The following is a 25,939-nucleotide window of genomic DNA, read 5'->3' on the forward strand; positions in this document are numbered from 1 at the left end:
CCGAGACCGCCTACCCGACATCGCGTCCCTCGCCGACCTCATCTGTTGTCGTCCAAGGGATCTCGGCGTACGCCGCGTGGTTGTGGATACTTTCATCGTTGACTACACGCACCCGATATTCGGCGATCCTATTGTCGCGGCGCAGAGCTGTGACAACATTGCGGGCCATGTCTTCCACGAAGACCGGGTTGTCGTAGGCAGCCATCGTGACGTGCCGCTCGTCGGGTCGTTTGAGCAACGTGTAGACGGGCGACGAGCCGGACGATTCGGCTACGGTGATGAGGTCATCGAACCAGAGATCACTGCGAGGGTCGCGCGGCCGCACGCCGATGGTGACCCACCCCCGCTGATTGTGTGCTCCGCGGTCACTGATCGCCTTGCTACACGGGCACACACTTGTGACCGGCACGCGAACTTGCTGCAGTAGATCTGCTCCCGCATCAGCCACCCTGATGTCCAGCTCGCACGCATAATCCATGAATGACGCGATTCCAGTGACAGGTGCCGGCCGTTCGAGAAAGTACGGGAACGTTATCTTCACTCGTGCGGTGGTACTTCCCATCCGACGCCGCAGGTCATCGACCATACTGAGTGCGCTGGCCGGTCCAAGCTGATCGCGCCACTCCTGCAGAACCTCGATAAACCTGCTCAGGTGAGCCCCCTTGACGTCAGCGCCGAGACTCACCGACATCGTGACACTTGCGGCGACCTCACGTTTTCCCCCCTGGCCGTCTGCGACCAACAACGGATATCGCAGTCCATCTATCCCAACCTCACCGAGGGCAATGCCGCGCATATCAGGTTGCGCTTGAACATCACTCAGCACGTGGCTCATCCTCTCCCCTGTAGATGCACCCGGAGGTGCACGTTTCTCGAACGACAACCTGAGACAAGGGCAGTACGTCCGCCAGCCGCCGCCATATCCAACGCGCGAGCACCTCACTGGTGGGGTTTTCCAGTCCTGGCACTTCGTTTAGGTAGTGATGATCGAGTTGGTTGGCCAGTGGCGCAAAAGCCTTCTTGACCTCGCCGAAGTCCATCACCCACCCCGACTCGGCCTCCACCTCACCTGTGACATGAATGGCGACCTTGTACGAATGCCCATGCAGCCGAGCGCATTTGTGCCCTTCGGGGACGTTCGGTAGGCGGTGAGCAGCTTCGAAGGTGAATTCCCGGAAGATCTCCATCACCTGATCCCGATGTACTTGTGGGTTTGCACGCTCAACCTCCACTGCGGATGCTGCAGGCAGTACTCGATCGCAGCCTTCGTGTTCTCCTGAAGCATCGGTCCATCCATCGGTTGCAGAAGCAATGACGAAAAGTCGAGCGACTCGTATAGCTCCGGAGGCGCTTCCTCCTGGGGGAATACCAGTTTCAGTTCATCCCCTGCGGTCAAGACGAGATCAGCGCCAGCCTTCGGGCTGACACAGATCCAGTCCAAGCCTTCTGGCGCAGGCCGGGTCCCGTTGGTTTCGACAGCAATCTCGAATCCCGCTTCATGGAGTGCTTCGACCAGCGGCTGATCGAGTTGGAGCAACGGCTCTCCGCCGGTGCACACGACAAGCCTGCGGGCTCGTTGATGAGCGAGCCCTTCCCATGTTCCTGAAACAGCCTCAGCTAACGCCGCTGCTGTCACGAAACTGCCACCCCCCGGCCCGTCTGTACCCACGAAGTCCGTGTCGCAGAACTTGCAGATCGCGCGAGCACGCCCGGACTCCCGGCCATTCCACAGGTTGCAAGCTGCGAACCGGCAGAACACAGCTGGGCGACCTGCGTTGCCGCCTTCTCCCTGTAGCGTGTAGAAGATCTCCTTGACCTGATACACCATCACGCGACCCCGGCGGCATATGGCGCCGGGTCCGCCATTCCCAGCTCCGCAAAGCCACGGATACGCAGCAAGCACGAGTCACAGGTTCTGCAACCGGCACCATCCGGGCGCGGGTCATAGCAACTGTGAGTCAGCCCATAGTCCACACCCAAATCCAGGCCACGCGAGATGGTTTGCGCCTTGGTCAACTCGATCAGCGGTGTGTGGATCTTCAATTTCTGGACCCCCTCCACACCAGCCTTGGTCGCGAGGTTCGCCATCCGTTCGTACGCTTCGATGTACTCCGGTCGGCAGTCCGGGTAGCCGCTGTAGTCCAAAGCGTTGACTCCGATGAAAACATCACTGGCGCCGAGAGTCTCGGCCCACGCCAGGGCAAACGACAGGAAGATCGTGTTCCGCGCAGGAACATACGTGATCGGGATCTCGGCGGCGTCGATCTCGTCGGCACGATCGTGATGAGGAACGTCGATGTCAGCAGTCAACGCCGAACCACCGAAGACTCGTAAGTCTATGTCGGCCACCACATGTCCCGATGCGCCAAGTGCCTTCGCGACACGACCTGCAGCCTCCAACTCAACACTGTGCCGCTGGCCGTAGCGGAAGCTAAGAGCGTAGGTCTCGTACCCCTCATGCCTGGCGATTGCCAAGACCGTCGAGGAGTCGAGCCCTCCGCTCAGCAGCACCACGGCCTTCTTGACCACGTCCATCATCTCCTCCAAAAATCGCACCCGTCACCACGCGAAGTGCAGTTGTATCCGAAACTGCACCAAGGCTTCAAGCCAGCTATCCACAGTTTTGCCAAGACTGCTAACAGCAAACTACAACCATGTCATTCACTGCAAGCACCGGACACACGCGCCCGGCCTACAGATCACCTGTGCGGTACCTCTGATCTGCATCCTCATCGACATCAGTCAACCTGCTAAGTCGCACAAACTTCAACGTGACTGCATGATGATCGGACGATCTGCTCACTCCGCCCCCGCGCGAGGACCGCAAGATTGGTGATAACTACAAGGTTGGGTTGATCACACCAGTGCAGTTTCTATCTGCTTCGGCGTTGGCCACGTCCGTCACCCCTGGAGCTGCGTCTAATGCCCGGCCAGATCGAGCGGGTCGGTGTTGTCGATCATCCGAGGAGACCGTTCTCGCGAGGCGCGTTGGAGCCGCCGAATTCAGCAGCGGGGGTGGTGGGACATCGACTGGCACACGCTCCCTGAGTCAGCCCCACTTCAGTCGGTTCCTCACCAGGCTCGACGCTCTTGTACCTCACCACTCGCGTTGCTCGGCGGCCAGCCCGTCATATCCGAAGCAGCGTCACACTTTTCATGGCCACCACTAGCCGCGGCCACCAGCATTGCTGTGCTTGATCAGCTCGATGAGGGCATCTCGATCTACGATCGTTCGGGGTATCATTGCCCGACTGGAATATGCACTTCAGCACTACTTCGGTGACCGCCACGCCATCCTCACCAACTCAGCCACAGCGGCGCTGCACTTTGATGTCCACCGCCCGCGGTATCGGACCCGGCGATGAGGTGATCGTGAACGCCCACACCTGTGCCACCAGCATCGAGGCATCGGCACGCTCATCATGGACCGAATCACCCACTGGGCGACCCAACGCCAACTCCACCACCTCGGGCTGGCAACGCACCTCGACGTTGCGGGGTTCTACAAACAGGGCTGGGACTTCGAGGAAGCAGGCCTCTACCTACGGCAGCCTCGAACACATCCGTGACAGCCCCGATCGACGCCATCGGGACGTCCGATCGCGGTCGCTCGCCGAAAATGAGTGGAGTCCGCGGTGGCGCGGGATCCACGATGGTGCGATGACAGACGAGCAGGCCGCGTATCGGATCGGATGGGACCAACTGCCCGCCGCGGTGCGCGGGGCGATCGAGCACCGCCTGCATGCTCGGGTTCAGATGGTGACGATCCCTTCCGGCGGATTCAGCCACGGCATGGCCGCGCTTGTGGAATTGGACGACGGTCGAACGGTTTTCGCGAAGGCGATCCCCAGCGATGACGCCCTCGCCGTGCGGTATCGCACCGAAGCAGACACGGTTGCGCACTTGCCTGCTGTGGTCCCGACGCCTGCGGTGCTGTTCTCGATCGAGACGACGGGATGGCTGGTCACCGTGTTCGAAGCGGTGCCCGGGCGGCATCCTCGCCTCGACCGCCCTCGTGAACTGGCCGCCGTCTTGGCCGTGGTCGAGCGACTGGCGGAGGTGCTGACGCCCAACCCGCTTCCGGATGTGCCCACGATCGAGCAGTCCTACGGTCCCGAGCTGACCGGGTGGCGTCAGTTCGCCGAACAGGGTCCGCCCGCTGATCTAGACCGGTGGTCGCTACGCAACCTGGACCGGCTGGCAAAGTTGGAAGCGACCTGGTCCGATCTGGCGGCCGGTGACACGTTGCTGCACACCGACCTTCGCCCCGACAACATGCTGTACCGCAACGATGGCGGCGTGGTCGTCGTGGATTGGGCTTGGCCGTGCAGCGGTGCCGCGTGGGTCGACCTCGTCTCACTCATGCCATCGCTTATCGCCGATGGGATCGACCCGGACACCATTCTCGCCACACACCCGGTCACCGCAGACGCCGACCCGGCCGCGATCACTGCGTTCGTGTGCGCGATGTCGGGCTACTGGGCCCGCAACAGTCGACTATCCGCACCTGCGCGGTCACCGAATCTGCGAGTCCACCAAGCCGAAAAAGCCCGCGTCTCCCGAGAATGGCTGACCAAGCGAATCACAATGCCGGGGCCGTAGGTACCGAACCGTGAAAATCCTTCGACGACAACAACATCGGTGACTACGGTTCGAGCTCATGGCACCTGTCTCGCGAACATCGAACCCCTTGGAGGCGGTCCGCCTGCGCCCATTGCGGCTCTCGGACGAACAGGTCGTTCGCGCGGCGCATCAGGCGATGTCGGAGGACAGCTTCACTTTCGCCTTGGGACTGGCCCCAGATATGACGTGGTCGCATTACCTGTCCGCCCTCGATGACCAGCAGCGAGGGCTGAATCTGCCTGACGGTATCGTCGCCGCCACGTATCTGGTGGCCGTCGCACACGAGCAGGTGGTAGGCCGCGCGTCGATCCGGCATACCCTCAACGACTCACTGCGCCGCAGAGGCGGTCACATCGGCTACGGGGTGCTGGCACCATATCGGCGCCGCGGCTACGGCACGGCGATCCTGCGCCACAGTCTCACAATCGCCGACGCACTCGGTATCGACCGCGCACTCATCACCTGTGACGAGAACAACCTTGGTTCACGACGGATCATCGAATCCTGCGGCGGCGTACTGGAATCGGTCGAACCATGCGCCGACGGCACCCTCATCCGCCGCTACTGGATCGGCTGAATTCCATCCTGTGGCGGACGTTGTCGCCGGGGCTGTTAACCAGCCCAGCACCGAGCGAGGGGCAGAACTACGATGGCGGCTCGTGTCGCGGCCTGTACCGCATTGACAGTGCCGATCAGCCCGCTGTGATCGGCAGGCGCCGCAAACTCGGTGGCAGCGCACGCTCCGAGGGGTATGCGTTCAGTGGCCGATTCAGTCGACACCTTCACCATGTTTTCCATTGCCTAGGAAAGGATTACGTTCGATGCCCGAGAAGGTCATCACGCAAAAGGTGCTGGTCTATATCGTGCGCGACGGCAATTTGCTGGTGTTCCGGCACACCGACTTCTCCTGGGAGCAGGTGGGCATACAAGTGCCCGCCGGCACCATCCGAGCCGGGGAGACGCCCGAAGACGCCGCAGTACGCGAAGCCCGAGAGGAGACGGGACTGTCGGCATTCACCATCATCCGGAAGCTCGGGGAAGCCGAATACGACATCAGCCCATACCGGTTCGAGATCCAGCATCGGCATTTCTTCGAGCTGGCACTGCACGAGGACGCCCCCGACCGATGGACCAGCCAGGAAGACCACGACGGCGACGGCGAGCCGACGCAGTTCGAATGCTTCTGGATACCACTGGAAACCGCCCATGTCCTGCAGTCCGGACAAGGCGCGCGACTCGGTCGGCTCTACGACTGAACAGGCCAAACGCCAGGAAGCTCACGCGCGCCCGCGCCGGTGCCGACGATATCCCGGCTCGACGGATTGCAGCGATCTCGTGGATTCGCGGTGCTATGGGGCGGGCGGGGCGAGATGGTTGGTGGGTGCGCTGTCGAAGGTGAGCACTGGAACGTCGTAGAGGCTGGGTTGGGGGGTGCGGTGCATGTCCGGGTGGGCGACTTCGATGATGAGCATTTCGGTGAGGAACTGAACTTTGGCGGCGAGCAGGTGACTGGTGTGTCCGGTTGCGGAGTGTTCCTTCAAGCCGACGGCGACGTGGATGTGGGGCTTGATCTGGTTCGTTTCGGGGTCGTAGGCGAGTGTGCCGCCGCCGAAGGCTTCGACGTTGGTCAGGTGCACGCGGGACCAGACGGGTGCTTGTGGGTTGTCGAGCCGGTCGCAGGTGCCGACGATGTCGATTTCGCTGAACCCGGCGATGAACGAGGGGATGAAGCCTTGGCGGAGGTTGTTGGTTCGGCAGAATTCGGTGAGCGCTGGGTAGAAGTCGTCGCCGTGGTCGAATACGACTCCGAATGATCGGCCCACGGTGAGTTCGTGGCTGCGCACGATCAGGTGTCCTTGTCCAGATTCGTTGGCCAGGGCCATGTTTCGGTATCGCGGTATCCGCCCTCCGCGCCGAACGCGGCGGTGATCGCGGCGCGGTCGCAGTTCGCCGCGATCAGTGTCAGCAGCAGGATGCGGGCTTTGATCGGATCGAGGTAACCGGCGGGGATCAGGCCGCGGGATATGAGGTCGCGTTCCGAGCCGGGGAATCCGTAGGTTGCCTGAAGGGTCGAGCCGGCGCCGGTGCGTGATGCGAGGACGACGGGGACCTTGTCGGCGACGGTCTCCAGCAGCGGGACTGTCTGCGCGGGAACATGTCCGGCCCCGAGGCCCGCGATGACGATGCCGTCGACGTGGTCGCCGACTGCTTGCAGTGTGGTGCCGTCGTCGCCGAGGGCCATGGTGATGATCGATACGCGGATGTCGTCGCCGGGTGAGGTCGGGACGGCGGCGCGGTGTGGGAGTTGGTTGAGCAGGTGGGGGTGACCCTCGGCGATGTAGCCCAGTGGTCCGCCGTTGGGTGATTGGAAGGTGGCGGGGCTGGTGGTGTGGGTTTTGCGGACCCGGCGCGCGGCGTGGATTTCGTCGCCGAGAACGACGAGGCATCCTTGCCCCCGGAACTTTTGGTGGGCGGCGGTTTGGATGGCGGCCAGCAGGTTGGCGGGACCGTCGGCTCCGGCGAGTGTGGGGTTGCGCATCGCTCCGGTCACGACTACTGATTGCGGCGCGGTGTGCAGGAGATCCAGTAAGTAGGCTGTTTCCTCGATTGTGTCGGTGCCTTGTGTGACAACAGCACCGTCGGCGTCTGCGAGTCGTTGGTCGATGGCGTCAGCGAGTGCGGTGATGTCGGAGATCTTCAGTGACGCGCCCGGCATTTGGCGAAAGTCGACGACCTCGACGGCGACGCCGTTGTCGGCGAGTCCCGGGATGGCCGCAACAAGCTGCTTAGCGGTCAGCGTGGGCGCGACACCCCCGGTGGGGCTGGCCGACATGGCGATGGTGCCGCCGAGGGCGAAAATGATCACACGGCGGCCGGTTTCGGCGGAAGACACCCCGGCAGCCTAGCGATCTTGGTAGTCGAGGTCGGCGAGAAATCGGCATCCCACCGCGCTGCAATGGCTGTGCGAGTGCGGCGGCTAACCCTTTGGTTATCAGTCCCGGCCGTCTGTAGCTCGGCTTCGTGAATGAGGCGCGACGCATACGAGAAGGCAAACGGCTAGTTCTGTTACCCAACCGCTACTGCGTCATTGCGCTTGCGACCCAGAGCGCGGCTGAAGCTCGATCAGCGGCCTGTCGGCATGCGCTGGTATCCGAGTGACAGACTTACTTAGCCTCTCCCGATGGCAGTGAATTTCGGTAGCGTGAGGCAGTGGCCGATCACGGATAGTCCTGGGCGTGGCATGTAGGTCAGAACGAGCTGTCGCAAGTACTACCCCGCCGCTGGGCACACACCCAAGGAGTGGCGCGTGCCGCGACCGAAATGGCATACCTGAAAGGCGAAGACAGCGACCTCCTCGTCGGTGCTGCCCTCCTGCACGACGTGGGCTACGCACCGCGACTGGCACTCAGCGGCTTCCATCCGTTGGACGGTGCCCGTTTCCTGAGGGACGAGCATCAGGCCGACGACCGGCTGGTTCGACTGGTCGCCAACCACACCTTCGCGCTGCTGGAGGCTGAGGAGCGTGGCCTGCGTGAGCAGCTGGAATCCGAGTTCCCGATCCTCGACGATCAGCTCCTCGTGGATGCCTTGACCTATTGCGACATAACCACGACCCCCGATGGAACGCCGACCACGGCGCCGGCTCGGATCGCCGAGATCGTGGCGCGCTACGGGCCAGATACCGTGGTGGGCAGGTTCATCCAGCGGGCAGAGCCTGAAATCCTCGCCACCGCTACCCGCGTCGAGCAGGCTCTGGCTGCTCAGCCGAGATAGGGGTAGTTCCCATACAAGAAGTCCCCGATCTGTTGGCGCATGCTTGGGTGGATGTCGTATTGGTCCAGGTCCTGTGGATGGACCCAGGTGACGCCGTCGGCTTCCTCGTTGATCGTCGGCTCACCCCCAACCGGGCGGCCGATGTAGCAGTTCTCGTACTGTTGGCGGATCTCGCCGTCGGTGTAGGCGACGATGTGGTTCGGATTGCTGTAGACGCCAAGGAATCCCGTGATTTCCGCCGTGATGCCGGTTTCCTCCTCACATTCGCGAATGGCACACTGGCCCGCGGATTCGCCCAAGTCCATGGCACCACCGGGCAACGCCCATTGCCCGGTGTCGCGGCGGCGTTGCAGCAGGATTGCCCCATGTTCGTCGGTGACTAGCAGATTGCAGGCCACCACAAGGGAATTGGGCTTGGGTGCCTTTGGGTCGTGGTAGTACTCGATCCTGCCCATGATCGGCCTTTCAATCAGGGTGTCCAGGGCTGTGCGTCAGCCCAGATGGCGTCGAAGCTTTCGGTGTAGTTGTCGAACCATCCGATCTCACCAACGCGTTTGAGCTGGAAGACCGGATTCGATGACAGAGACCGGGGCCGCGCCGCCCTCCAACTGTTGTAGAAACGTGGACGCGAGCGGTTGCTGGGCAGTCCAGAGCTCTCAGGTGCACCTCGCGAAACTGCCTGGAAATCGCAACAACGAAACCGCTTTCAAGCAGTGTCGGCCCCAGGCACCGTCGCGCCGAGTGGGAAAGTTGGACGTCAGAAAAGCGAGCATCTCTGCGATCAGCGTCGGCGCTTCGGGACGGCGGACCCCCTCGGTGACCTGGCAGTGGGCCGCAGGGTCAGCGGCCAGTAGGCTCTTGAGTTCCGTCAGCTGGGGTGCTTACCGCGCGATGCGGGCCCTCGACCACGCGCGCTCGAATTGATCTCGAGATATTTCTTCTGCGGCGAATTCGGGTTGTGCTGCTATTTCTTCGATCGGTGCAATCGGTATCTCTGCGACTCCGGCGGCAGCGGTCTCATTGGACCTATCAGCCCACTCCATACGCCCGTCGCGATAAACCTGCACTCTGCGTGTTTCCCAGTCGTCGACATCGACCTCATGGAAGTACGCCACCGGCTCGTCCTCGAAATCATGGTCCCAGGTGACTTTCACATATCTCATGACCGGTTACTCGTCGAGGAGGTCGGCGAACACTGCTTTGATAAGGGGTTTGTTGCTGACGCGACGAACACGCGACAGCGGGGAGCTGCCCTGCTGGTTCTGGATCGTCGGATCACCGCCTCGGTCCCGCAGCAACTGAACAACTTCCGGACTGGTCCATGGACTGCGGACGGCATACATCAATGCAGTGTTGCCTTCATCGTCCTGCGCGTTAACCCTGCCACCAGCATCGAGCAGCGCGCGCACCACCGCGACACGGTCATACTGGGCTGCGCCGTGCAGCGGGGTGAACCCGACGTGATCGCGGTCGTTGGGGTCTTGGCCCTGCGCGAGCAGCCAGGTGACAAGGGCGTCGTTGCCACTCTCACTGGCCACTGCAGCGTAGTGCAAAGGAATTCGACCGCCCCGATCGCGTTCAACGGGCGGAATTTTATCCGCCTTCTTTCCCCACATCGCCAAGCTTCCTCACCGCGACCGAAGATGATATGGCAATCCAATGCCAGCTTGCCACATCATCGACTCATAGAGATCAACTCATTAGACCAGAATTTCACGAGAAAGCGATCCTGGACAATCCTCCTCGACGATCGCCAATAAAGATTTCAGAGTGTCACCTCGCACCAACACCCCTGGAAACTTACGGGTCGAATCGCGAATCAGGCGGTCCGCCGTGAACGATGCGTACAAAGATAGGACCGGGCTCGATGTCGTAGCGAGCAGCGTGCCCGACGACTACCCGTTCCCGGACTTGCTTGCCCGCACCCCTTGTATCCTGCCCGCCGCCGATTAGCACGACACGTTTTCCAGCATTCGCTGCCGTCATCGGCTCTGGACCTTCGTGTGCGTGCCGGCATCGCCGCCGGGCGGCTCGCGCCTATCGAGAAAGTTCGGATGTATCTATCCGCGGCGCAGGTGTTCGGCGGCGGTGTCAAGTCTGGCGGCGTCGAGGTAGGCCTCGGTGGAGATCTCTAGCAGCCGCTGCCAGCGATCGACGCGGGCCTGCCAATCGATCAGTGCGACGGCGGATCGATACTCGTCGCCGGGTGGTTTGGTCGAGGGTGGGGTTTCGGTGGTGTGGGCGGCGGCGAGGGCATCTTCCATGGTGGCGAGTTGCTGGCGGCAGTACTCGGGGTTGTATACCTCGGCCCGCAGTTCTGCTGCAGCGGCTCGCAGCGCACGCAGCCGTTGTCGCCGCTCGTCGTCGACGGCCGCAACCGCACCCTCACCAACCGCGTGGACGTCGGTGTAAGCGCGCAGCTCGACATCGAGGTCAAGGACTGGCGGGACCAAATCGTGGTGGCTGATGCTGCGGGGGTCGCGCAGTTGGTCAATGCGCTGGCATGCGTCGGCGACTGCACTCTGCCCCAATGTGACTGCGGCGTCGGCGACCTCGTCTTCGGTTACTGGCCGATGATGGAGCAGGCCGGTCAGGATTGCCACGGCAGTGTCGTGGGCATCGTGGACTGTAGTGGTGACTGTGATGGGTGGGACCGGGTCGGGTTGGCCATCGATGCGGGCGTCGAGCACAGCGTCGCGGTGGTATTCGACCATTTCGCCGCACACCTCGGCGAACACCGCTGCGGCCAGGTCGGTGTGGCTGTCGTGGGCGCGCGCGGTGTAGGAGTCCTCGGTGTCGAACCGGCCCTGGCCGCGCAAGGTCGGCCGTTGATGCCCGGCCGCGTCGGTCACGATAGTGGTCCATCGGTACGCCACCGGCTCCGCATCATCGGCCTGCGTCCCGGTCGCAGTCGCGCTCGTCTCCAGCATCGGTACCCCCATTGATCGCTCGGCCGCCTTCCGGCATGTGACCCTGACCATGGTCGCAGCTCGCGCATCCGGCCGCCGCGTTTCGCGACTCCATGTGTGAACTCTCCAGCAGACTCGGCCTACGCCCGGCGGTTTCGTGGCGTACGCATCCGTCACCTCGACAGCGGATCCCTTCTGACGGCTCACCGCTTGTCGCTTGTAGCGGGTACCAAAAGGCGTGCCGTTCCGACACTTTCGCGGTATCACAGGGGTCGATTCACGCACGGTCCATCGGATGATCAGGATTTGCAAGGACCCATCAAGCCCTCCGTTACCCAACAGCCGGAACAATTCAGAATCCGGCCAGCACGGTTATCGCGAAGGATGTGTCCGTCAGTCGGGTTCGCTTCGGTAGCAGCTAGTCACGCCTCAAAGATATGGCCCGTGCCGGGCACCACTGTCTGGTCTCGACACGGCCTCGCTGGTTGCCAGTGTGGATAGCGAAACAGCACAGGCCGAGCCAGGTCCCATCGGTCGCGCGGGCCCATGCCAGTAGTAAGCCGGGCACGGTCGCGGTGACGTCGAGGCCTCCGTTCTTGGACCGCAGCGAAACTCTGTCCGCCCGAAATGGACCGTTGGTCGGGATCGCTGCGCTCAGGTCGATGAGTACATGTCGCGGCGGATCCACGACGCGCTTCAGCGGCGCCGAGAATTCACCCGTCCAGTACTCGAACACAGATTCGAATACTACTCGGTCTGGTCTAGTCGGCGTCTTCCTCCGGTGGGAGCTTGAACTCGACGCCGTTCGCGGCGGCTTCAAGGGCGTCCAGGATGCGTGAGAGAACTACTTCGCCCGGCTCACCCGGCCGATATCGGATTGCCTCGATGTCGAGGATTCGCAGCACAGTATTGACATCTTCCCCCAGCGGAGGGGGAGTCATTCGAGTCGCGACCGCGCGGTAGATGTCGGTCTCGCCAGCGTCAAGCGCGGTGATCACCTTGAGCAGTAGGGCACGTTGCTGCGGGCTCATCAGCTGATCGTCGGGGTACTCGCGGTACGCGGCCACGGTGTTGACGGTACCAACCGGTCAGACGTCGGATCTGGGCTGCAATTTGGATATTAATTTAGGCGACCTGATCAAACTCGACGAAACGAGATATCGCGGTTCCGAGTCTTCGAGGCGGCCTGGCCGGCATCCCTGCCCGCACTAATCGAACTAGTTTGGGGACCGGGGCCACGAGTTCCCACGTATCGTCCGATCTCGTGATTGTCGACCTATTCCTGTGCGCACCTCTCAAGTCCACGAGCTTCCAGAATTAGTCGGACCTGTCTGTCGATCGTCTTGCCAGTTATCTCCAAGCCGTTGGCGTATTGGATGGCCATACCGATGACCGCCGTCACCAAGAACGACATCGTATTGTCGACGGAAGCCGACTCGCGGGGCGAATCTGCCGTGCTGACAACCAGTTCGGTGAGGGTGTCGCGCAGTAGTCTGACCCGCGCCGTCGCCTCGGCTCGTCTGGGGTCATCGATGGCTACGAGGGCCAGCTCCAGCATCGCCCACGCGGGCCTCGTCACCAGGGTTGTCGCCCACATCACCAACATGGTGATCAGGTGGTCGATGTCACGCGGGGCGGCTTGCTGAATTCGTTGTACCCCACGGTTGGCCAGCATTTCCGCGACTTCGTTGCCGAGTTCCGGCTTGGAGTTGTAGTGGGCGACGAATGCGTTGTAGCCATGGCCTGCGCGTGTGCAGATGTCCTTGAGCGATGTCTCGGTGTAGCCGCGCGTGAGAAACAACTCGGTCGCCGCACGGAAGAAATGCTCGCGGGTCTGTCCCGCTCTACGTGCCACCCCGGCGGCTCGCGCGGTCGAGCTGCTCGGAGAGCTTCGTGCGCACCCAGATATCGAGCCGATTTCGCGAGGCACACTTGTGGCCGCTTCTTCCATCACTTCCTCTCGAACAATCGGGCATGGGGCGGTCGTGGGTTGTCGAGCATCACCGGCGACTGTCGGGCAAGGCGAGCGCAGATCGCCCTGACGGGCCGATGCGATCATCGAAACCGCCCGCCTACCGAAGCGCTGCCGTCAAACGACGACGACCCGCCATACCTCGTGGCGGTCGATTCATCGTCGATTTTGTTTCGTTCCGCTTCGAAGAAGCGGGCGAAAGTCGTGACCCTGGCAGCCCGAACGGCGGAGGATCTGTACGCGCATCTCGATCGGCTATCTCCGCACTCGTCCGTACTGCGGTTGGACGGTCGCGGCACTACGCATACCAGCACTGACAAAGCGTTTCGCCCGCAACCACTTACAGCCGTCGCTGCCAGTGTCGGGTTTGTCAGTGCCATTGGTTTCAGCCGTCCCACGGTATTCGTGGCTACGAGGACGAGACCGGTCGTAGGAGCCTGGCTGTCGCCCATGCCGTTCGTCTCGCCACTACCGACGGTCCGGCATGTTCGCAGAATCTGGATCAATTGCGTTGTTCCTCACCTGAGCACCGAGAGCGGATCGCGACGCACGCGACGCGGTAAGCGCCGAGGCCGGCAGTCGCACATACGCCATCAAAACCTCGAAAACGGTTTCGGCGCTACCCCTTGAGGGGACAACGTTTTTGCCAGCCAATTTCCTTGTCCATAGGCTGGACCGTCCTGACCAGCACGGATCGGGGCAATTGGCAATAGCTTTGTCCATCTGGAGATTCTCGGCCGCTGCTGCTTGGCGGGGTCTCAGCCGACGCCCACTCGTGATGACCATTTCAGCGTAGGCACCAAATGAGTTCAGAAGAACACGATTACGACAAAGCGGCACAATGGGCCGCCCTGGGCGTGGTGGCCGCAGACTGCGCGACGGTGAGACTCCGCTCGATCGCAGACACGCTCGAGGAGTCGAAGTATCGGCCGCTGAAGCAACCTTTTCGCAATCGCATCAAGGCTTTACGCGTTTGCCGGATTGATCTAGGTCTGCTAGGACAGAAGCAGCTTGGGGGAGTCTGCGGTGACCTCCCCTCGCCTTCCTGTGATGGCGAGGGAAATATCTCTGGCAGCGATGACAAGACGGGGAGGACGACAAACGTGAGCTCGACTCCTGCAAGACGAGCCATGACCCAGCGGCGTGGCCGCGCCCAAACATCTGACAAGGCCGAGATGCCCAACCTCGGTGACTGGTTACGCAAGGTCCGTGAGCACCGGAGGCACACGCGAAAGTCCGCCGAGACACGTACCGGCATCAGCGATTCCTACATCAAGCAGATCGAGAATGAAGGGCTCATACCACTTCGGGGTGTGCTGGACCAGCTCATCGTCGGCTACCGGCTCGACGAGATGCAGGCCCGCTTCACTCGGGAACTGGCCGAGCCGCCCGTCGAACTGGCGCCGATCGAGGAGTTGCGCGATCGTGTGAGCACTCCGGATCGCCTTGCCGCTCTGAAGTTCTTCGATCAGGTCGGAATCATTTGTGTATTCACCGACCCCTTGTGGAATGTCCTCGTCGGGAACGAAAGCTTCTACCGAGCAGAGCCCGATATCGTGGCCGCAGGCCACAACGTCGCACTGTGGCATTTCCGGCCCGGTGCGGCCAGATCGCCTGCCAAAGATGTTGCCCTGCAATGGGATTACGAGGCGACCGGGCTCGTGGCGTTGGTCCGTGCGGGACTCGGTCGCTACCGCGATTCTCCCCAAGCCGTCGACTTGCTCGAGAGATTGAGCGCGAGCGACGAGTTCAATGATCGCTGGCAGGGTGGAATCCAGGTCGCCTACGGTCGTGAGCCTGACGATCTGTGTCACATGCTAGATCCGGTAACCCGAGAGCCATTCTCGGTGTCCATTCAGGTCGGTGAACTCCCTGACACCCGCGATATCCGTTTCCAACAGGCGATCCGACGGCCATACGCTGGTCCACCGCTCTCCTGATCAGTACCCGGCGAGCTGTCGGGCGACGCGGGCACCGACACAACCACGACGTTCCCCGTCCCAGCAGCCGACATCATTTGGGATGTTCTGAACATCCCAATGTTGGTAGCATCCCGAGTGATTGTTCTGCTTGCTGGCGAATGCAGCACTGCGCTCACTGGGGAGTAGTCAGCTGATGAAGGGGGATCCTCTTTGAACGTGGAAAAGTCAGACCTCGACCGCATCCCTCTCGTTCCGGGTGGCCTGCCGTTGATCGGACATGGTCTGAAGCTGATGCGAAACCCCCTCGAACTACTTTCTTCTCTGCCCGAGCTCGGTCCGATGTGCCGAATCCAGCTCGCAGCAGACACTGTCGTGTTCGTCTCCGATCCGGACCTGACATCGCAGGTCTTCGTCGACGACAAGCTCTACGACAAGGGAGGGCCTTTCTATGACCGGTCCCGAGAGATCGCCGGCGACGGACTCGGCAGCTGTCCACACGCCAAGCACCGTCGGCAGCGTCGCCTTTGCCAACCCGCGTTCCGCTCCGATCGACTCCCGTCGTATGTCGAGAGCATGGTTCGGTCGATCGAGACCACGGTGCAGGGATGGCACGACGGCCAGATCATCGACCTAGGCGTCGATCTATCGGCCATGACCTTCCGAGTTGCGACAGAGGCCATATTCTCAACGTCGCTGTCCGACAAACAAATTCGCCAATTTGCCACAGATCTGAGCACGATCGCGCACGGGTTGTTCCGGCGGACAGTATTGCCCGCCATCATCAATCGCCTACCCACTCCCAGCAATCGGCGCTACGACGCCACCGCCCGCCGCGTCCGGCAACTCGCGGCATCCGTCATCGCGGAACGACGCGCCGAGCAAAAAGACCGCGGCGATCTGTTGTCGGCATTGCTGGAAGCCCGCGATGAACAGGACGGAGCACAGTTCACCGACGCCGAGCTGATCGACCAAGTCTTCACGTTCTTCTTGGGCGGTGCCGAGACCACCGCTGGCTGCCTCACCTGGGCGTTGTACCTGCTCGACCGACACCCCGAAGTGCAGCAGCAGTTACACGAGGAGGTCGACTCGGTCCTTGGTGGGCGCACAGCGACGCGCGAGAACCTTCCCTCGCTGCCACTTACCAACAGAATCATCACAGAAACCCTTCGGCTCTACCCACCGACCTGGGTGCTGACTCGACAGGTCACGGCGGACACCAAATTGGGCGACATGTTGCTTCCGGCCGGGACGAAGATCGCGGTGAGCCCGTACGTCATTCATCGCAGCGACCAGACATACGAGGACCCGAGTGCGTTTCGCCCTGACCGCTGGATAGACACCAACCCGCACCAAAACCGCAAGACATTCATCCCTTTCGGTCTCGGTGCTCGCCGATGCATCGGCGAGCAGTTCGGGTTGATCGAGGCCGCGCTCGCATTGGCGACAATCACCGGTCGGTGGCGACTGTCGTCGCCGACGCAGCGACCGATCTCGATGTCGATGACGCAGGTACCGGTACCCGACGACGTGCAAATGCGAGTGACCACAAGACAAGTCGCACTCGTCGACTGATCAACTACATGTGTGCCCGCTTTGAATATCGACACGGGCCGGCACCGCGTGGAAGGATTCCGCGGGCGGGCGGCGCAGCATCTGGTCGAAGCGCCGCGCGGTGGCGGGCCAGGGATTGGTGACGGCCCCGCTGGGGTCCTTGTACCAACTCGGACCCGCGTCTGGCCAGACGGTTTCGGCGATGGCTTTGTGCATCCACCGTTGGTGGGTTTGCATCGCTTGGTCGTCGACTTCGATTGCGGTCGCGCCGATTTCGTCGCGCCAGCGCAGGCATTGGATGATGAAGTCGATTTGGTGTTCCTTCATCGTCGGGTTGCTGCCCGCGGGATTGAACGTGTTGGGTCCGGCGAGGAGGTAGGCGTTCGGGAACCCCGGCACTGCCAATCCGTGGAACGCTGAGGCACCCGAACGCCATCGCTCGTGCAGCATCTGTCCGTCTCGGCCGCGCACGATGATCGGGGCGAGGAACTCTGATGCCCTGAACCCCGCGGCAAAGATCAGAACGTCGGCGTGGTGGTGTGCATCGTCGGCAGTGTCGAGACCATCGCGGGTCAGGCGGGTGATCGGCGCGGTGATCAGTTCGACGTTGGGTTGGGTCAGCACCGGGTAGTAGTCGTTGTCGAGGATGATGCGTTTTCCCCCGATCGGGTAGTCGGGGGTGAGCTTCGCGCGTAGTGCCGGGTCGGGGATTTGTCGCCGCAAATAGCGGCGAGCCGCCCATTCGGCCGGGCGGGCCGACCATCCGCGGCGCATGATCGGTGCGAGCACGAGATCGCCACCGCGGTGGAGCGCTTGCCGGTAAAGGCGGTGAGCGCCGGGTAGTCGCAGCGCTGTGCGCGTGATGGGGCCGAACTCGGTGGAGGGTTTGGGCAGTACCCAGTGCGGTGTGCGTTGGAAGACGCGCACGTGGTGTGCTGTCGCGGCAAGACTCGGCAGGATCTGGGCGGCGCTGGATCCGGTGCCGACCACCGCGACGTCGCGTCCGCTCAGGTGTTGGGTGTGGTCCCAGCGGGCGGTGTGGAATGCCGCTCCCGTGAATTCGGCTCGGCCTGGGATGTCGGGAATATTGGGGCGGTGTAATTGCCCGACCGCGAAGACCACGGCATCGGCCAGCACCGCCTGTCCGGACTCGGTGATCAGTTCCCAACGTCCCTGGTCTTCGCGGTAAGTGGCGTCGCGGATCGCCGTGCCCAGCCGTAGGTGCGGCGCAAGCCGCTGCTCGAGCACGACCCGCCGCAGATAGTTCAGGATCTCGGGCTGTCCTGGATACCTGATGCGCCGGTTGCGGTAGGGCGCAAAGGAAAACGAATACAAGTGGGCGGGAACGTCGCAGTTGCAGTTGGGGTAGGTGTTATCGCGCCAGACGCCGCCGAGGTCGTCGGCCTCCTCGAAGATCGCGAACCGCTCGACACCGGTACGCCGAAGCGCCACACCCATGCCGATCCCGCCGAAGCCCGCCCCCACCACAGCCACCTCAAGATCCACAAGATCGGACACCGGTCTGGTGGTGGCTGGAATCTGTTTCGCCTCTACCGAGCAATCTGATGCGCTGCTCACTGGTTCATGACCTGATGAAACAGGGTCTCCCCTGGTAGCGACGCGATTATGGCGGGCAGATCGATGAGCGCGTCCAGGTCCAGTGGTGCGCCGGGTTCGGACAGGTTTATGCCGGAATGGCGATAGAACGCGGCCACTCCTGAAGAGCTGGTGTCGAATTGGCCGTACACGATGCGGGCTCCGGCATTGCGGGCGGTGGTGAGCGCGTGGCGTAGCAACACGGTGCCGATTCCGTGGCGCTGGTAGCCGGGCTGGACTGCCAGCGCGTGGATCTTGATCGTTGTCAGCGCGGCTTGCAGGGCCAACGCAGGACCGAGGGCAGCGATCTGCGCGCACACGAAGAACGAGGGCCCAGCGGACAGGCCGCCGATCGGGCGGCCGTCGGCGAGGGCGACCAGTGCCATCGTGCGCGCGGCCAGCACCGTCGGCACGCTGCCGGGCGTGCTGCCGTTGTGCACCGAATGTGCATAGCTGCGTGTCAGCCCGGTTGAGAGGATGCCCGCGTCGCTCACATCCACGAGGTTGCGTCCGGCCTGGCGTGCTTGTGGCACACCGGCGAGCCGATGCCATCGAGTGAACTCGCGCAGCTCGGCGCGGCTACCGGCAGGACGGACATGAACGGTGATACCGGCAGATCGGGGGGTCGGTTGCATAGCTGTCTCCCTAGATGTGTTGGTGTGGAAAGGTTTTGGAGTCTGTTGGCGCGCGAGCCGTCGAATGTGGCTGGGCACGTGTCTATTTCGGCTGCCACATTGGTGCGCCGTCGGGACGACCGGTGACTCGGCCGAGTTGGACGTCGGCGAAGTGCATGCCGAAGCCGAGGACGCCGGGCGCTGAGAGTTCGTCGATGAGTCGACGGCAGGTGGCCACGGATGCGGCGGGGTCGTCATCGACGGCGGCGGTCAGCTCGGGGTGAGTGATCTGCAGCGGGGTTTGCATGGCGTCGCCGAACGCGATCAGCCGGTGGCCGGGTGAGGTGATGGTGTAGGCGAGGTGTCCGAGGCTGTGACCGGGTGTGGCCATGGCGTGGACGCCGGGGAAGATTTCCTGCCCGTCGCCGATGGTGCGGACTTGCGCGGCGAACACCTCGATCATCTCGGGACTGGCGCCATCGGCGAAAGAGAGGTCACGCTGTTCCCATTCGCTGTCCCCGATCAGGACCGGGATATCGGCGAACGGACTGGTCGTGGTTCCGGGCGTGGATTGCCACAGCCAGCCGATGTGGTCGAGGTGCAGGTGGGTGAGCGCGATGGCTTCGATGTCGGCGGTGCTCTTGCCTGTTGCGGCGAGGCTGTCGAGGAGCTGTCCGCCGCGTAGCAGCCCGAACGGTGTCGGTACGGCCAGTGGCCCGAATCCGGCGTCGATGAGCAGGGCGCGGTTGCCGTATTCGACCAGCAGCGCACCGACGCTGGCGACCAGGTAGCCGTCGGCGTTGATCAGATGAGCATGCTCGGCCCAGATCTGGTCGTCGCAGGCCGGCAGCCAGGCTTGGGGTTCGAGCAGCGCGACACCGTCGGGCAGGTAGGTGATGCGGTGCTCGCCGAGCTGGTGTCGGTGGATGGTGGCGGAGCGGGTGTAGTGGTCGAGGCTGAGGGTCATGGATCGGTCTCCTGATCGCGAGGGAGGCGTTGTTGGTGGTCGGCGCCGGAAGGTGCGGAAAGTGCGGCGATGCCCTACCCGGCGGTGGGCGTTCGGGCGGGTTGAATCTCGACGGCTGGGCGGGCGGGTCATGGCGAGAGCGCACGGGTCGACGCAGTTGCTGTGTGTTGTGTGGCGGCGTCGGCGGTGACACCGTCGTCGGGTGTGTGCATGGGCTCCTCTCCGGTGAGAATCGAAGGTGGGCAACACGTTCGGTTTGCGGATCGGCTAGGGATCGGGTCCGGCCTCCGGATGCGCGTGGACGGCGGTGGCGGCGCTGTCGCGGACATCGGTGCTGGTGTCCCAGCCGTGAGTCGCCGCATCGGGCATCGCGTCGGTGACCGCGGCGTCGATCTCGGCTCCGGCCTGGGTGTGATCGGTGTTTGTCGTGCCGAGGCTGCGGTGGGCGTGGTCGAGCAGGGCGTTCGGTGTCGGCGGTTTCTCGATCTCGGCGTCGCTGCTGGGGGTGGTGGTGCGGTCGGTGCGGCGCAGGCTTTTCAGTGAGCGCCGCACGCCATCGGCGATGGCGGTCGTGGTGTGGGTGCGCCACTGTGCGTCCAGTTCGTCGAGGCTGTAGTGCCGGTAGCGTTCGACATGGGCGTCCACCGCACCGATTGCGGCCTGGAATGCGTGGGCACGCTCGGTGCGGCCCATGCGGATCGAGGTGGCCGTGGCGGTGGCGCGGGTCCACAGCGCTTGCATGTTTCGCCGGAGTTGCTGTGCGGCAACAGGGTCCGGCTCGGCGGTGAGCCCGGCGGCGGTGAGCAGGTGCTCGCGGATAACGGTGATCGCGGCCATCTCGGCCAATTGGCCGGTGTCGTCGAGGACGCGTTGGATGCTTCGGCGCACGGCCACCGGCCGCGGTGTCGGGAGCAACTGGTCATCGCTCCATGCCCGGCCGGTGTGCCCGAGCCGTCGGGCGAGATCGACCCAACTCGCGGGCACACCGTTGGCGCGGGCTGTGATCTCGGTCAGGTCGCGGTCGCGGTCGATCGCGGCGAGCTGCTCGAGGACCGGTGTGCTGGGCGTGCTAACTGGGTCAGCGGTATGGTCGGCGTGCCGTAGTCCGCTGGCGGCGGCGGCCAACTGGTGGATGCGGGCCAGGAGCACCGCCTGCTCGGGCGGGATATCCCCGCTGCGCGTGCCTGATCCGGGCGTGGTCATGGTTCGTATCCCTCGCCCGGCGCCACGAGCTGCGGCGCACCGATGTCTGCCACGGGTTCGTAGACACACGCGTGGGTGGTGGGTCCATCGCTGAACATCGCTGCTGCACTACCGGTTTCGACATCAACCTCACCGTCGACGGTGAGGTTTGCGGCGTCGATCGCGGTGTCGATGTCCTCACCGGTCGTGACGGCCGCCCGAAACAGTGGCTGTGGGAGTGTGAGCCCAGCTCTGATCGCGGGGACCAACTCTGCGTGGGAGGGCAACGCTGCCGCAGTCAAGGTCGGTATCCCAGCGGCGGCGAGTGCGTGGGCTTGCAGTGCGTAGGCGCGGGTGTCGGTGCGCGCGAGCTGCTGCCAGCGCTGGGTCAGCTGTTCGGCGGGGACATCATCGAGCATCTCGACCGCGGAGTGGGCCCAGTCGCAGGCGTCGCCCCAGAGTTGATGGCCTTGTTCGGTGGTGAGGCCGAGCAGGTTGGCTACCCCGTTGGTCCGGTGGTGCAGGGCGCGCAGGTTGCGGTCGACATCGTGAGCGGCAGCGCTGTCGGTGGCTGGGCTGATCGTGTTGCAGGCGGCATTGAGCGCGAGCCATTCCCGCTGCCGCTGTACGTCCGCATCGAGGTCACCGAGGATGCGCTCCCAATCGGTCGCCTCGGGAGCACGCAGGTATAGGTCGGCGCGCCAACCGATTCCGCGGTCGCCGCGTTCGGGCACGTGGTCGATCCACGCACGGGGCACCCCGCCGGCAAAGGCCGCGTTGATCAGTTCCTCACGCGCGATCGCGCGGGGTTGATAGTCCCGGAACCACGACTCCGGTGGGGGTTGACCGGTCTGCTGCTGACGCGTGGTGGCGGTAACGACCATCTGGTTCAGGACCACCGTCTGGTTCTGCAGGGATTTCAGTACCCTCACCTGTGCTCGCGTCGGTGCCGTCACGACTTGGCCCCATCAACGCTGAGGTCGCCGAATGCTCGGAAGTCGGGGCCGAACCCGAGGCGTTCGATGGGTGTTTTCGCGCCGGGGGCACCGAACCAGGCGGCCGGGATCGGTGCCGCAGGCACGCCGGGGGTGTCGATGTGTGTGTCGGGGGTGCAGCGGAACAGCGGTCCGTTGGCGGCGTCGAGGATGTGGCGCAGGTGTGGGTCGATGTGGCGGACGAAAAGGCTGCTCATCGCGGATTTGTCCTCGGCGTGGCGGGCGGCTTCGAACACCTTGTGCAGCCCGGCGAAGCGAACGGTCACGCCTTGGTGACGCCACCACTGGCGACACCACGTGAATTGGCCCTCACGGCCGTTGCCCGCCAGACGTACCGCGGTCACCGGCAGCAGCCACTGCTGCACGAACTCGCTGTAATGGGCGAACCGCGGCGGCGGCCCCTTCTTCTCCCCCTTCGCATCGCTGCCCCCGGCTTGCCCGCCGGCTGGCTTGGTGGATTTGAACCACCCGGCCGGGACCGGGTCGAACGGCAAGGACGATGTTGCGACATGGGTGGTGCGGGTGCAGCGGTGCAGGGGCCCGTTGGCGGCGTCGAGCATGGTTTTGACGTGGGCATCGACATGGGAGCCCACGAACGTGCTGAACCCATTACCTGTACCGGCGCGGCGCTGCGCTTCGAACGCGGCATGCAGGTGCGCGATCCGCACCGCGACCGGGCGGTGTGCCCACCACTTGCTGCACCAGGTGTAGGTGTTCTCCCGGTTGGCTTCGGCCAGCCGAACCGTGACGAACGGGAACAACCAGCGTTCGGCGAATTCGGTGAAGTGGGTGTAGCTTGGCGGCATCGGCGGCTTCTTCGCCGCAGTTGGCGCGGTCACGGCTGCTCACCGCCCGCCGCGCCGTCGGTGATGTCGCTGGCGGGCAGCGTGATCTGGTCGGCGGCTTTATCGAACCGCGCCAGCGATGCCTGGATCAGGGGCGCGTATTCGGTGTCGGACCACCAGATCTTGCGCACCACCACCGGCCCGTGGTTCGGAAGACGCACCAGCGCACGATCTTTCGGCAACGCCGCCAACAAGGCGACATCAAGGATGGGTTCAGCGCGCCAAGACAGGGATCTGTTGATGCCCTGGGCGCCGTGGCTGCGGGAGCGCTCAGCCACATCGTGGGGGCCTGCCATGGCTGACCAGTGTTCGAGGTAGTCGGTCGCGGCGATGCCGCCGCCGTAGACCTCGATGGATTGGGCGCGCATGGTTTTCAGACCGTTGGCGCCCCATAGGTCTTCGCCCTGCTCGAGGACCTGCAGGATGGTGATGAGGATGATTCCGCAGCCGCCGGCGTAGGTGTAATACGACGGAAGTTCGGCGATGCGGGCGCAGTTGGCGGCCTCGTCGAGCACACCGAGCAGCGGCACGGCCAGCCGTCCGTCCGGGCGGGCGCGGGCGGCGTCGAGGGCGGCTTCCAGGATCTGGCCGACCAACGCGGAGGTCAGTGGTGTGGCTCCGTCCGGCCCGGCCATCGACAGCGCATACAGCGTGTCGGTCGAGGTGACGAACTCAGTGGGTATGAACTCCGGCAGATCATGGGTCGGTGCTTGTTCGGTCTTCTCGATGACAATGCGGGGTGTGCCGGTCTTCTTGTCCGTGTCCTCCCGCGCCGCCAGCAACAGCCGTCGCGGTGGAGTGACCAGCCGGGCGTAGCCCTCGTCCGACAGCACGTTCAAGAATCGGCGCGCCATGTCGAACAAGCCGTCACGCTGTCGCGCGTACAGGCTTTGGGCTTCCAGGATCCGCTCGGCGGCGCGCGCGTGGTTGTAGTGGCGCAGGATCAGTGCGGGGGTCTGGTCTTGGTCGCGACCGAGCCATTCGGCTGCGTGGATCAGGTCCCCGCCCGCGCACGCCGCAGCAAAGACATACAAGGCGAGTAGCTCGCGTGCTCCGCCGTCGAAGTAGGCATCGACGCGTGCGTTGTCGCCGGTCGCGTCCTCGACGAAGAACCCCGCCAACTTACGGGCAGCGGGCAGGATTTTCACTTGGGCGAGCAGGTCCACCCAGAACCCGCACTCCACATGGCCGGTTACCGCCTGCAGATCACACAACCAGATCTGGCCGCGCTGTTCGCGCCCGTAGACGGTGTGCCGGTAGAGATCTGGCTTGTTGCTGGTGGCCAGGCACGGTCCCCACGCCGACAACACCGCCGGTATCGCCCACGCCATGGTTTTGCCGGTGCGTGTTCCCGCGGCGATCGTCACCCCGAGTTCGGCAGGCACGTACAGCTCCACACCACCGATCACCGTTTTCCCCAGTGGTGGCCCTTTGAGCGCTTGGATCTGCGGATCTGCGTCGCGCAGCAGCCGCCGGTTGGCGATCACGTTGTCGCGGGCTCGAGCCATCTCGATGTCGGCTGGCCGTTGCATGGTGCGGGCAGCAGCGTCGATCTCGCTGCCCGCGAACAACGTTCGCCAACACACGACCACCAGCGCAGCGGCAGCGGCGATGAACACGACGGCCAGGACACTGGCCTGCCAGGGCCAGGGATGCTGGCCTAGGACAACCTGTAGCAGCGCGGTCACCGGGTGGCGGGTAACCGGCAGTCCAGCCCACCAGCTGCCCAGACTCAACGCCGCCCACAACGACAGCACGAAGGCGACCAACGCCAGAAACGCCAGCAGCAGTGTGGTTTCCTCGCCCAGTCCGCGTTTGGTGCGGCGGCGAGTCTCTCTGGTCGAGATCATGATCAACTCCTTGGGAGAGAGTGAAAAGAATTGGAAGGAAACGGTTTTCACCGCGACATGTCGGCATCGACGCCCACTGCGGGGGCCATAGCGGGTTCTTCGCTCACCTCGGTATCGCTCCACTCGCCGACCTCGGCCTCGGGCAGGGCGGCGCCGATGGCTTCCTCGATTTCGGCGCCGCCGGGGTCCGTGCTCGGTTCCGGTGCGGCCGGGTCGCCAAGCGCTGGCACTGGATTCAGCCCTTGGTGCATGCCCGTGGGTGTGCTGAGCACCCGCAAGTTGCCGGGGTGGTCGTGCCAGTAGGTGCCGTCGCGTCCGGCGTGAATGACGGCTTCGATGTCGGCGACTGGTGCCCCAGTCAGGGCGGCGTCCACGCGGGCGGCGCGGGCGTCATCGAGCAGGGATTCCAGCCGCGCGATGTGGGCCTGGCCCTGTTCGGGTGAATCGGGCCAGACCTCCACCAGGCGGGTGTGTTCGGCAGTGGAGTCCTGCAGTTGCCGCAGTGCCGCCCTCTGCCGGGCGAGGCGTTCGTCACGGCCGGTGTCGAGGTCTCCGGTGGCTTCCTGCGCGTCGAGGAGCTGATCGGTTTCGGCGATGATCGCGTCGACCTCGGCCAGGCTGGTCAGGACCGGTGCGCTCCCACCCAAAGCTCGGTCGAGCAAGCTGCCACGCTCGGCTTCGCGCCCAAATGTGCGGTCCGGTGGTCGCCAGCGGGCGCCGTCGTGGTGGGAGCCTGCGGTGAAAGTTTCAATGTGGCCGGTGATTTCGGCGGCCTGGCGCAAATTGCGGCCCACCACGGCATCGATCTCGAGGTCCCCGTCGGCGACAGATCGGGTGATGCGGTCGTAGGCACGGCGGGTGGATTCCGGGCGCGCTTCCCACCCGGCGACCGCGGCTTGTAGTTGTGCCCACAGGGTGCGGTGCTCGACGGATTCGTGGCGACCCCATCGTGCGGCCAACTCATCGGCTTGGGCGGCGAATTCCCGCTGCTGGGCGGGTGTTTCGCCGTGCGGGGCGATCTCGCGCAGTTGGTAGTAGCGGGTGAAATCGGCCCGGATTTGGGCTTCGGTGCGGTTGGCGGCGTCGTGGTAGTAGGCGGGATCGGTGGTTGCGTGTCGCGGGTCGGGCCAGCTCATCGC

The 25,939-nt window shown here is 63.8% G+C and carries 29 protein-coding genes; 7 read left to right on the forward strand and 22 right to left on the reverse strand.

The window, feature by feature from the left end:
• Window positions 1-10 precede the first annotated feature (10 nt).
• From folE2 to ACFYOW_RS24550, 5 genes are all read right to left on the reverse strand, one after another.
• Window positions 11-835, reverse strand: a complete 825-nt coding sequence (folE2, locus tag ACFYOW_RS24530; RefSeq protein WP_387291554.1) for a GTP cyclohydrolase FolE2 — start codon at window positions 833-835, stop codon at window positions 11-13.
• Window positions 816-1,187 (reverse strand): 6-carboxytetrahydropterin synthase QueD, encoded by a 372-nt coding sequence (queD, locus tag ACFYOW_RS24535; protein WP_387291556.1) that lies wholly within the window; start codon window positions 1,185-1,187, stop codon window positions 816-818. Before queD ends, folE2 begins: the two co-directional genes overlap by 20 nt.
• Window positions 1,187-1,828 (reverse strand): 7-carboxy-7-deazaguanine synthase, encoded by a 642-nt coding sequence (gene queE, locus ACFYOW_RS24540; RefSeq protein ID WP_387291558.1) that lies wholly within the window; start codon window positions 1,826-1,828, stop codon window positions 1,187-1,189. The genes queD and queE overlap by 1 nt, the downstream gene beginning before the upstream one ends.
• Complete coding sequence (queC, locus tag ACFYOW_RS24545) at window positions 1,828-2,538, reverse strand: 7-cyano-7-deazaguanine synthase QueC (RefSeq protein ID WP_387291560.1); 711 nt, start codon at window positions 2,536-2,538, stop codon at window positions 1,828-1,830. The genes queE and queC overlap by 1 nt, the downstream gene beginning before the upstream one ends.
• Window positions 2,539-3,305: 767 nt before the next feature.
• On the reverse strand, window positions 3,306-3,440 hold the full coding sequence (locus ACFYOW_RS24550) for a hypothetical protein (RefSeq protein WP_387292433.1): 135 nt from the start codon (window positions 3,438-3,440) through the stop codon (window positions 3,306-3,308).
• Between ACFYOW_RS24550 and ACFYOW_RS24555 the strand changes: the two genes are divergently transcribed.
• From ACFYOW_RS24555 to ACFYOW_RS24570, 4 genes are all read left to right on the forward strand, one after another.
• Window positions 3,423-3,569 (forward strand): hypothetical protein, encoded by a 147-nt coding sequence (locus ACFYOW_RS24555; protein ID WP_387291561.1) that lies wholly within the window; start codon window positions 3,423-3,425, stop codon window positions 3,567-3,569. The genes ACFYOW_RS24550 and ACFYOW_RS24555 overlap by 18 nt on opposite strands.
• A gap of 91 nt (window positions 3,570-3,660) precedes the next feature.
• Window positions 3,661-4,602 carry a phosphotransferase gene (locus ACFYOW_RS24560; RefSeq protein ID WP_387291563.1) on the forward strand — a complete coding sequence of 314 codons (942 nt, stop codon included), beginning with the start codon at window positions 3,661-3,663 and terminating at the stop codon, window positions 4,600-4,602.
• 58 nt (window positions 4,603-4,660) lie between these two features.
• The gene (locus ACFYOW_RS24565) at window positions 4,661-5,200 is read left to right on the forward strand and encodes a GNAT family N-acetyltransferase (protein ID WP_387291565.1); all 540 of its coding nucleotides are present in this window, start codon (window positions 4,661-4,663) and stop codon (window positions 5,198-5,200) included.
• A gap of 244 nt (window positions 5,201-5,444) precedes the next feature.
• A complete protein-coding gene (locus tag ACFYOW_RS24570) occupies window positions 5,445-5,879 on the forward strand; it encodes an NUDIX domain-containing protein (protein WP_387291567.1) in 435 nt (144 codons plus the stop codon).
• A 93-nt stretch (window positions 5,880-5,972) separates the two neighbouring features.
• Here ACFYOW_RS24570 and ACFYOW_RS24575 read toward each other — a convergent pair whose 3' ends face one another.
• Window positions 5,973-6,467: a PPC domain-containing DNA-binding protein gene (locus tag ACFYOW_RS24575; protein ID WP_387291569.1), complete on the reverse strand. Its 495-nt coding sequence runs from the start codon at window positions 6,465-6,467 to the stop codon at window positions 5,973-5,975.
• Between the two features lie 2 nt (window positions 6,468-6,469).
• A complete protein-coding gene (locus ACFYOW_RS24580; protein WP_387291571.1) occupies window positions 6,470-7,516 on the reverse strand; it encodes an asparaginase in 1,047 nt (348 codons plus the stop codon).
• A 365-nt stretch (window positions 7,517-7,881) separates the two neighbouring features.
• On the opposite strand from ACFYOW_RS24580, the gene ACFYOW_RS24585 reads away from it, so the two are divergent.
• Window positions 7,882-8,397, forward strand: a complete 516-nt coding sequence (locus tag ACFYOW_RS24585) for an HD domain-containing protein (RefSeq protein WP_387292395.1) — start codon at window positions 7,882-7,884, stop codon at window positions 8,395-8,397.
• Here the strand turns inward: ACFYOW_RS24585 and ACFYOW_RS24590 are convergent.
• The 7 genes from ACFYOW_RS24590 to ACFYOW_RS24620 form a co-directional block, all read right to left on the reverse strand.
• Window positions 8,385-8,852, reverse strand: a complete 468-nt coding sequence (locus ACFYOW_RS24590; RefSeq protein ID WP_387291573.1) for an NUDIX hydrolase — start codon at window positions 8,850-8,852, stop codon at window positions 8,385-8,387. The genes ACFYOW_RS24585 and ACFYOW_RS24590 overlap by 13 nt on opposite strands.
• Before the next feature lie 426 nt (window positions 8,853-9,278).
• Complete coding sequence (locus ACFYOW_RS24595; RefSeq protein WP_387291575.1) at window positions 9,279-9,560, reverse strand: DUF6881 domain-containing protein; 282 nt, start codon at window positions 9,558-9,560, stop codon at window positions 9,279-9,281.
• Between the two features lie 6 nt (window positions 9,561-9,566).
• A complete protein-coding gene (locus tag ACFYOW_RS24600) occupies window positions 9,567-10,013 on the reverse strand; it encodes an ankyrin repeat domain-containing protein (RefSeq protein ID WP_387291577.1) in 447 nt (148 codons plus the stop codon).
• Window positions 10,014-10,097: 84 nt separating this feature from the next.
• A complete protein-coding gene (locus ACFYOW_RS24605; protein ID WP_387291579.1) occupies window positions 10,098-10,247 on the reverse strand; it encodes a DUF6959 family protein in 150 nt (49 codons plus the stop codon).
• Between the two features lie 210 nt (window positions 10,248-10,457).
• A complete protein-coding gene (locus ACFYOW_RS24610; RefSeq protein ID WP_387291581.1) occupies window positions 10,458-11,327 on the reverse strand; it encodes a hypothetical protein in 870 nt (289 codons plus the stop codon).
• 740 nt (window positions 11,328-12,067) lie between these two features.
• Window positions 12,068-12,373 carry a hypothetical protein gene (locus ACFYOW_RS24615; RefSeq protein WP_387291583.1) on the reverse strand — a complete coding sequence of 102 codons (306 nt, stop codon included), beginning with the start codon at window positions 12,371-12,373 and terminating at the stop codon, window positions 12,068-12,070.
• Between the two features lie 209 nt (window positions 12,374-12,582).
• Window positions 12,583-13,161 carry a TetR/AcrR family transcriptional regulator gene (locus ACFYOW_RS24620; RefSeq protein ID WP_387291585.1) on the reverse strand — a complete coding sequence of 193 codons (579 nt, stop codon included), beginning with the start codon at window positions 13,159-13,161 and terminating at the stop codon, window positions 12,583-12,585.
• A gap of 920 nt (window positions 13,162-14,081) precedes the next feature.
• Here ACFYOW_RS24620 and ACFYOW_RS24625 point away from each other — a divergent pair.
• A complete protein-coding gene (locus ACFYOW_RS24625; protein WP_387291587.1) occupies window positions 14,082-15,218 on the forward strand; it encodes a helix-turn-helix domain-containing protein in 1,137 nt (378 codons plus the stop codon).
• 198 nt (window positions 15,219-15,416) lie between these two features.
• Entirely contained in the window at window positions 15,417-16,772 is a 1,356-nt protein-coding gene (locus tag ACFYOW_RS24630; RefSeq protein ID WP_387291589.1) for a cytochrome P450, read from the forward strand.
• On the opposite strand, the gene ACFYOW_RS24635 is transcribed toward ACFYOW_RS24630, so the two are convergent.
• From ACFYOW_RS24635 to ACFYOW_RS24670, 8 genes are all read right to left on the reverse strand, one after another.
• Window positions 16,773-18,245 (reverse strand): flavin-containing monooxygenase, encoded by a 1,473-nt coding sequence (locus ACFYOW_RS24635; protein ID WP_387291591.1) that lies wholly within the window; start codon window positions 18,243-18,245, stop codon window positions 16,773-16,775. It lies immediately after the preceding gene.
• A gap of 80 nt (window positions 18,246-18,325) precedes the next feature.
• On the reverse strand, window positions 18,326-18,982 hold the full coding sequence (locus tag ACFYOW_RS24640) for a GNAT family N-acetyltransferase (protein ID WP_387291593.1): 657 nt from the start codon (window positions 18,980-18,982) through the stop codon (window positions 18,326-18,328).
• Between the two features lie 82 nt (window positions 18,983-19,064).
• Complete coding sequence (locus tag ACFYOW_RS24645) at window positions 19,065-19,928, reverse strand: MBL fold metallo-hydrolase (protein ID WP_364346774.1); 864 nt, start codon at window positions 19,926-19,928, stop codon at window positions 19,065-19,067.
• 267 nt (window positions 19,929-20,195) lie between these two features.
• The gene (locus ACFYOW_RS24650) at window positions 20,196-21,131 is read right to left on the reverse strand and encodes a hypothetical protein (RefSeq protein WP_387291595.1); all 936 of its coding nucleotides are present in this window, start codon (window positions 21,129-21,131) and stop codon (window positions 20,196-20,198) included.
• Complete coding sequence (locus tag ACFYOW_RS24655) at window positions 21,128-22,066, reverse strand: hypothetical protein (RefSeq protein ID WP_387291597.1); 939 nt, start codon at window positions 22,064-22,066, stop codon at window positions 21,128-21,130. The genes ACFYOW_RS24650 and ACFYOW_RS24655 overlap by 4 nt, the downstream gene beginning before the upstream one ends.
• On the reverse strand, window positions 22,063-22,944 hold the full coding sequence (locus ACFYOW_RS24660; protein WP_387291599.1) for a DUF4913 domain-containing protein: 882 nt from the start codon (window positions 22,942-22,944) through the stop codon (window positions 22,063-22,065). The genes ACFYOW_RS24655 and ACFYOW_RS24660 overlap by 4 nt, the downstream gene beginning before the upstream one ends.
• Window positions 22,941-24,800: a type IV secretory system conjugative DNA transfer family protein gene (locus tag ACFYOW_RS24665; protein WP_387291601.1), complete on the reverse strand. Its 1,860-nt coding sequence runs from the start codon at window positions 24,798-24,800 to the stop codon at window positions 22,941-22,943. Before ACFYOW_RS24665 ends, ACFYOW_RS24660 begins: the two co-directional genes overlap by 4 nt.
• A 47-nt stretch (window positions 24,801-24,847) precedes the next feature.
• Window positions 24,848-25,936: a hypothetical protein gene (locus ACFYOW_RS24670; protein WP_387291603.1), complete on the reverse strand. Its 1,089-nt coding sequence runs from the start codon at window positions 25,934-25,936 to the stop codon at window positions 24,848-24,850.
• Between the last annotated feature and the right edge of the window lie 3 nt (window positions 25,937-25,939).

It is taken from the genome of Nocardia sp. NPDC006982 (assembly GCF_042869435.1).
In the GTDB taxonomy this organism is placed as follows: domain Bacteria; phylum Actinomycetota; class Actinomycetes; order Mycobacteriales; family Mycobacteriaceae; genus Nocardia.

Excerpts from the sequence above, each read along its gene's own strand:
- folE2 (WP_387291554.1), bottom strand. The coding sequence starts at position 835 with ATGAGCCACGTGCTGAGTGATGTTCAAGCGCAACCTGATATGCGCGGC.
- queD (WP_387291556.1), bottom strand. The coding sequence starts at position 1,187 with ATGGAGATCTTCCGGGAATTCACCTTCGAAGCTGCTCACCGCCTACCG.
- queE (WP_387291558.1), bottom strand. The coding sequence starts at position 1,828 with ATGGTGTATCAGGTCAAGGAGATCTTCTACACGCTACAGGGAGAAGGC.
- queC (WP_387291560.1), bottom strand. The coding sequence starts at position 2,538 with ATGATGGACGTGGTCAAGAAGGCCGTGGTGCTGCTGAGCGGAGGGCTC.
- ACFYOW_RS24555 (WP_387291561.1), top strand. The coding sequence starts at position 3,423 with ATGGACCGAATCACCCACTGGGCGACCCAACGCCAACTCCACCACCTC.
- ACFYOW_RS24560 (WP_387291563.1), top strand. The coding sequence starts at position 3,661 with ATGACAGACGAGCAGGCCGCGTATCGGATCGGATGGGACCAACTGCCC.
- ACFYOW_RS24565 (WP_387291565.1), top strand. The coding sequence starts at position 4,661 with ATGGCACCTGTCTCGCGAACATCGAACCCCTTGGAGGCGGTCCGCCTG.
- ACFYOW_RS24570 (WP_387291567.1), top strand. The coding sequence starts at position 5,445 with ATGCCCGAGAAGGTCATCACGCAAAAGGTGCTGGTCTATATCGTGCGC.
- ACFYOW_RS24590 (WP_387291573.1), bottom strand. The coding sequence starts at position 8,852 with ATGGGCAGGATCGAGTACTACCACGACCCAAAGGCACCCAAGCCCAAT.
- ACFYOW_RS24595 (WP_387291575.1), bottom strand. The coding sequence starts at position 9,560 with ATGAGATATGTGAAAGTCACCTGGGACCATGATTTCGAGGACGAGCCG.
- ACFYOW_RS24600 (WP_387291577.1), bottom strand. The coding sequence starts at position 10,013 with ATGTGGGGAAAGAAGGCGGATAAAATTCCGCCCGTTGAACGCGATCGG.
- ACFYOW_RS24610 (WP_387291581.1), bottom strand. The coding sequence starts at position 11,327 with ATGCTGGAGACGAGCGCGACTGCGACCGGGACGCAGGCCGATGATGCG.
- ACFYOW_RS24625 (WP_387291587.1), top strand. The coding sequence starts at position 14,082 with ATGAGTTCAGAAGAACACGATTACGACAAAGCGGCACAATGGGCCGCC.
- ACFYOW_RS24640 (WP_387291593.1), bottom strand. The coding sequence starts at position 18,982 with ATGCAACCGACCCCCCGATCTGCCGGTATCACCGTTCATGTCCGTCCT.
- ACFYOW_RS24645 (WP_364346774.1), bottom strand. The coding sequence starts at position 19,928 with ATGACCCTCAGCCTCGACCACTACACCCGCTCCGCCACCATCCACCGA.
- ACFYOW_RS24650 (WP_387291595.1), bottom strand. The coding sequence starts at position 21,131 with ATGACCACGCCCGGATCAGGCACGCGCAGCGGGGATATCCCGCCCGAG.
- ACFYOW_RS24665 (WP_387291601.1), bottom strand. The coding sequence starts at position 24,800 with ATGATCTCGACCAGAGAGACTCGCCGCCGCACCAAACGCGGACTGGGC.
- ACFYOW_RS24670 (WP_387291603.1), bottom strand. The coding sequence starts at position 25,936 with ATGAGCTGGCCCGACCCGCGACACGCAACCACCGATCCCGCCTACTAC.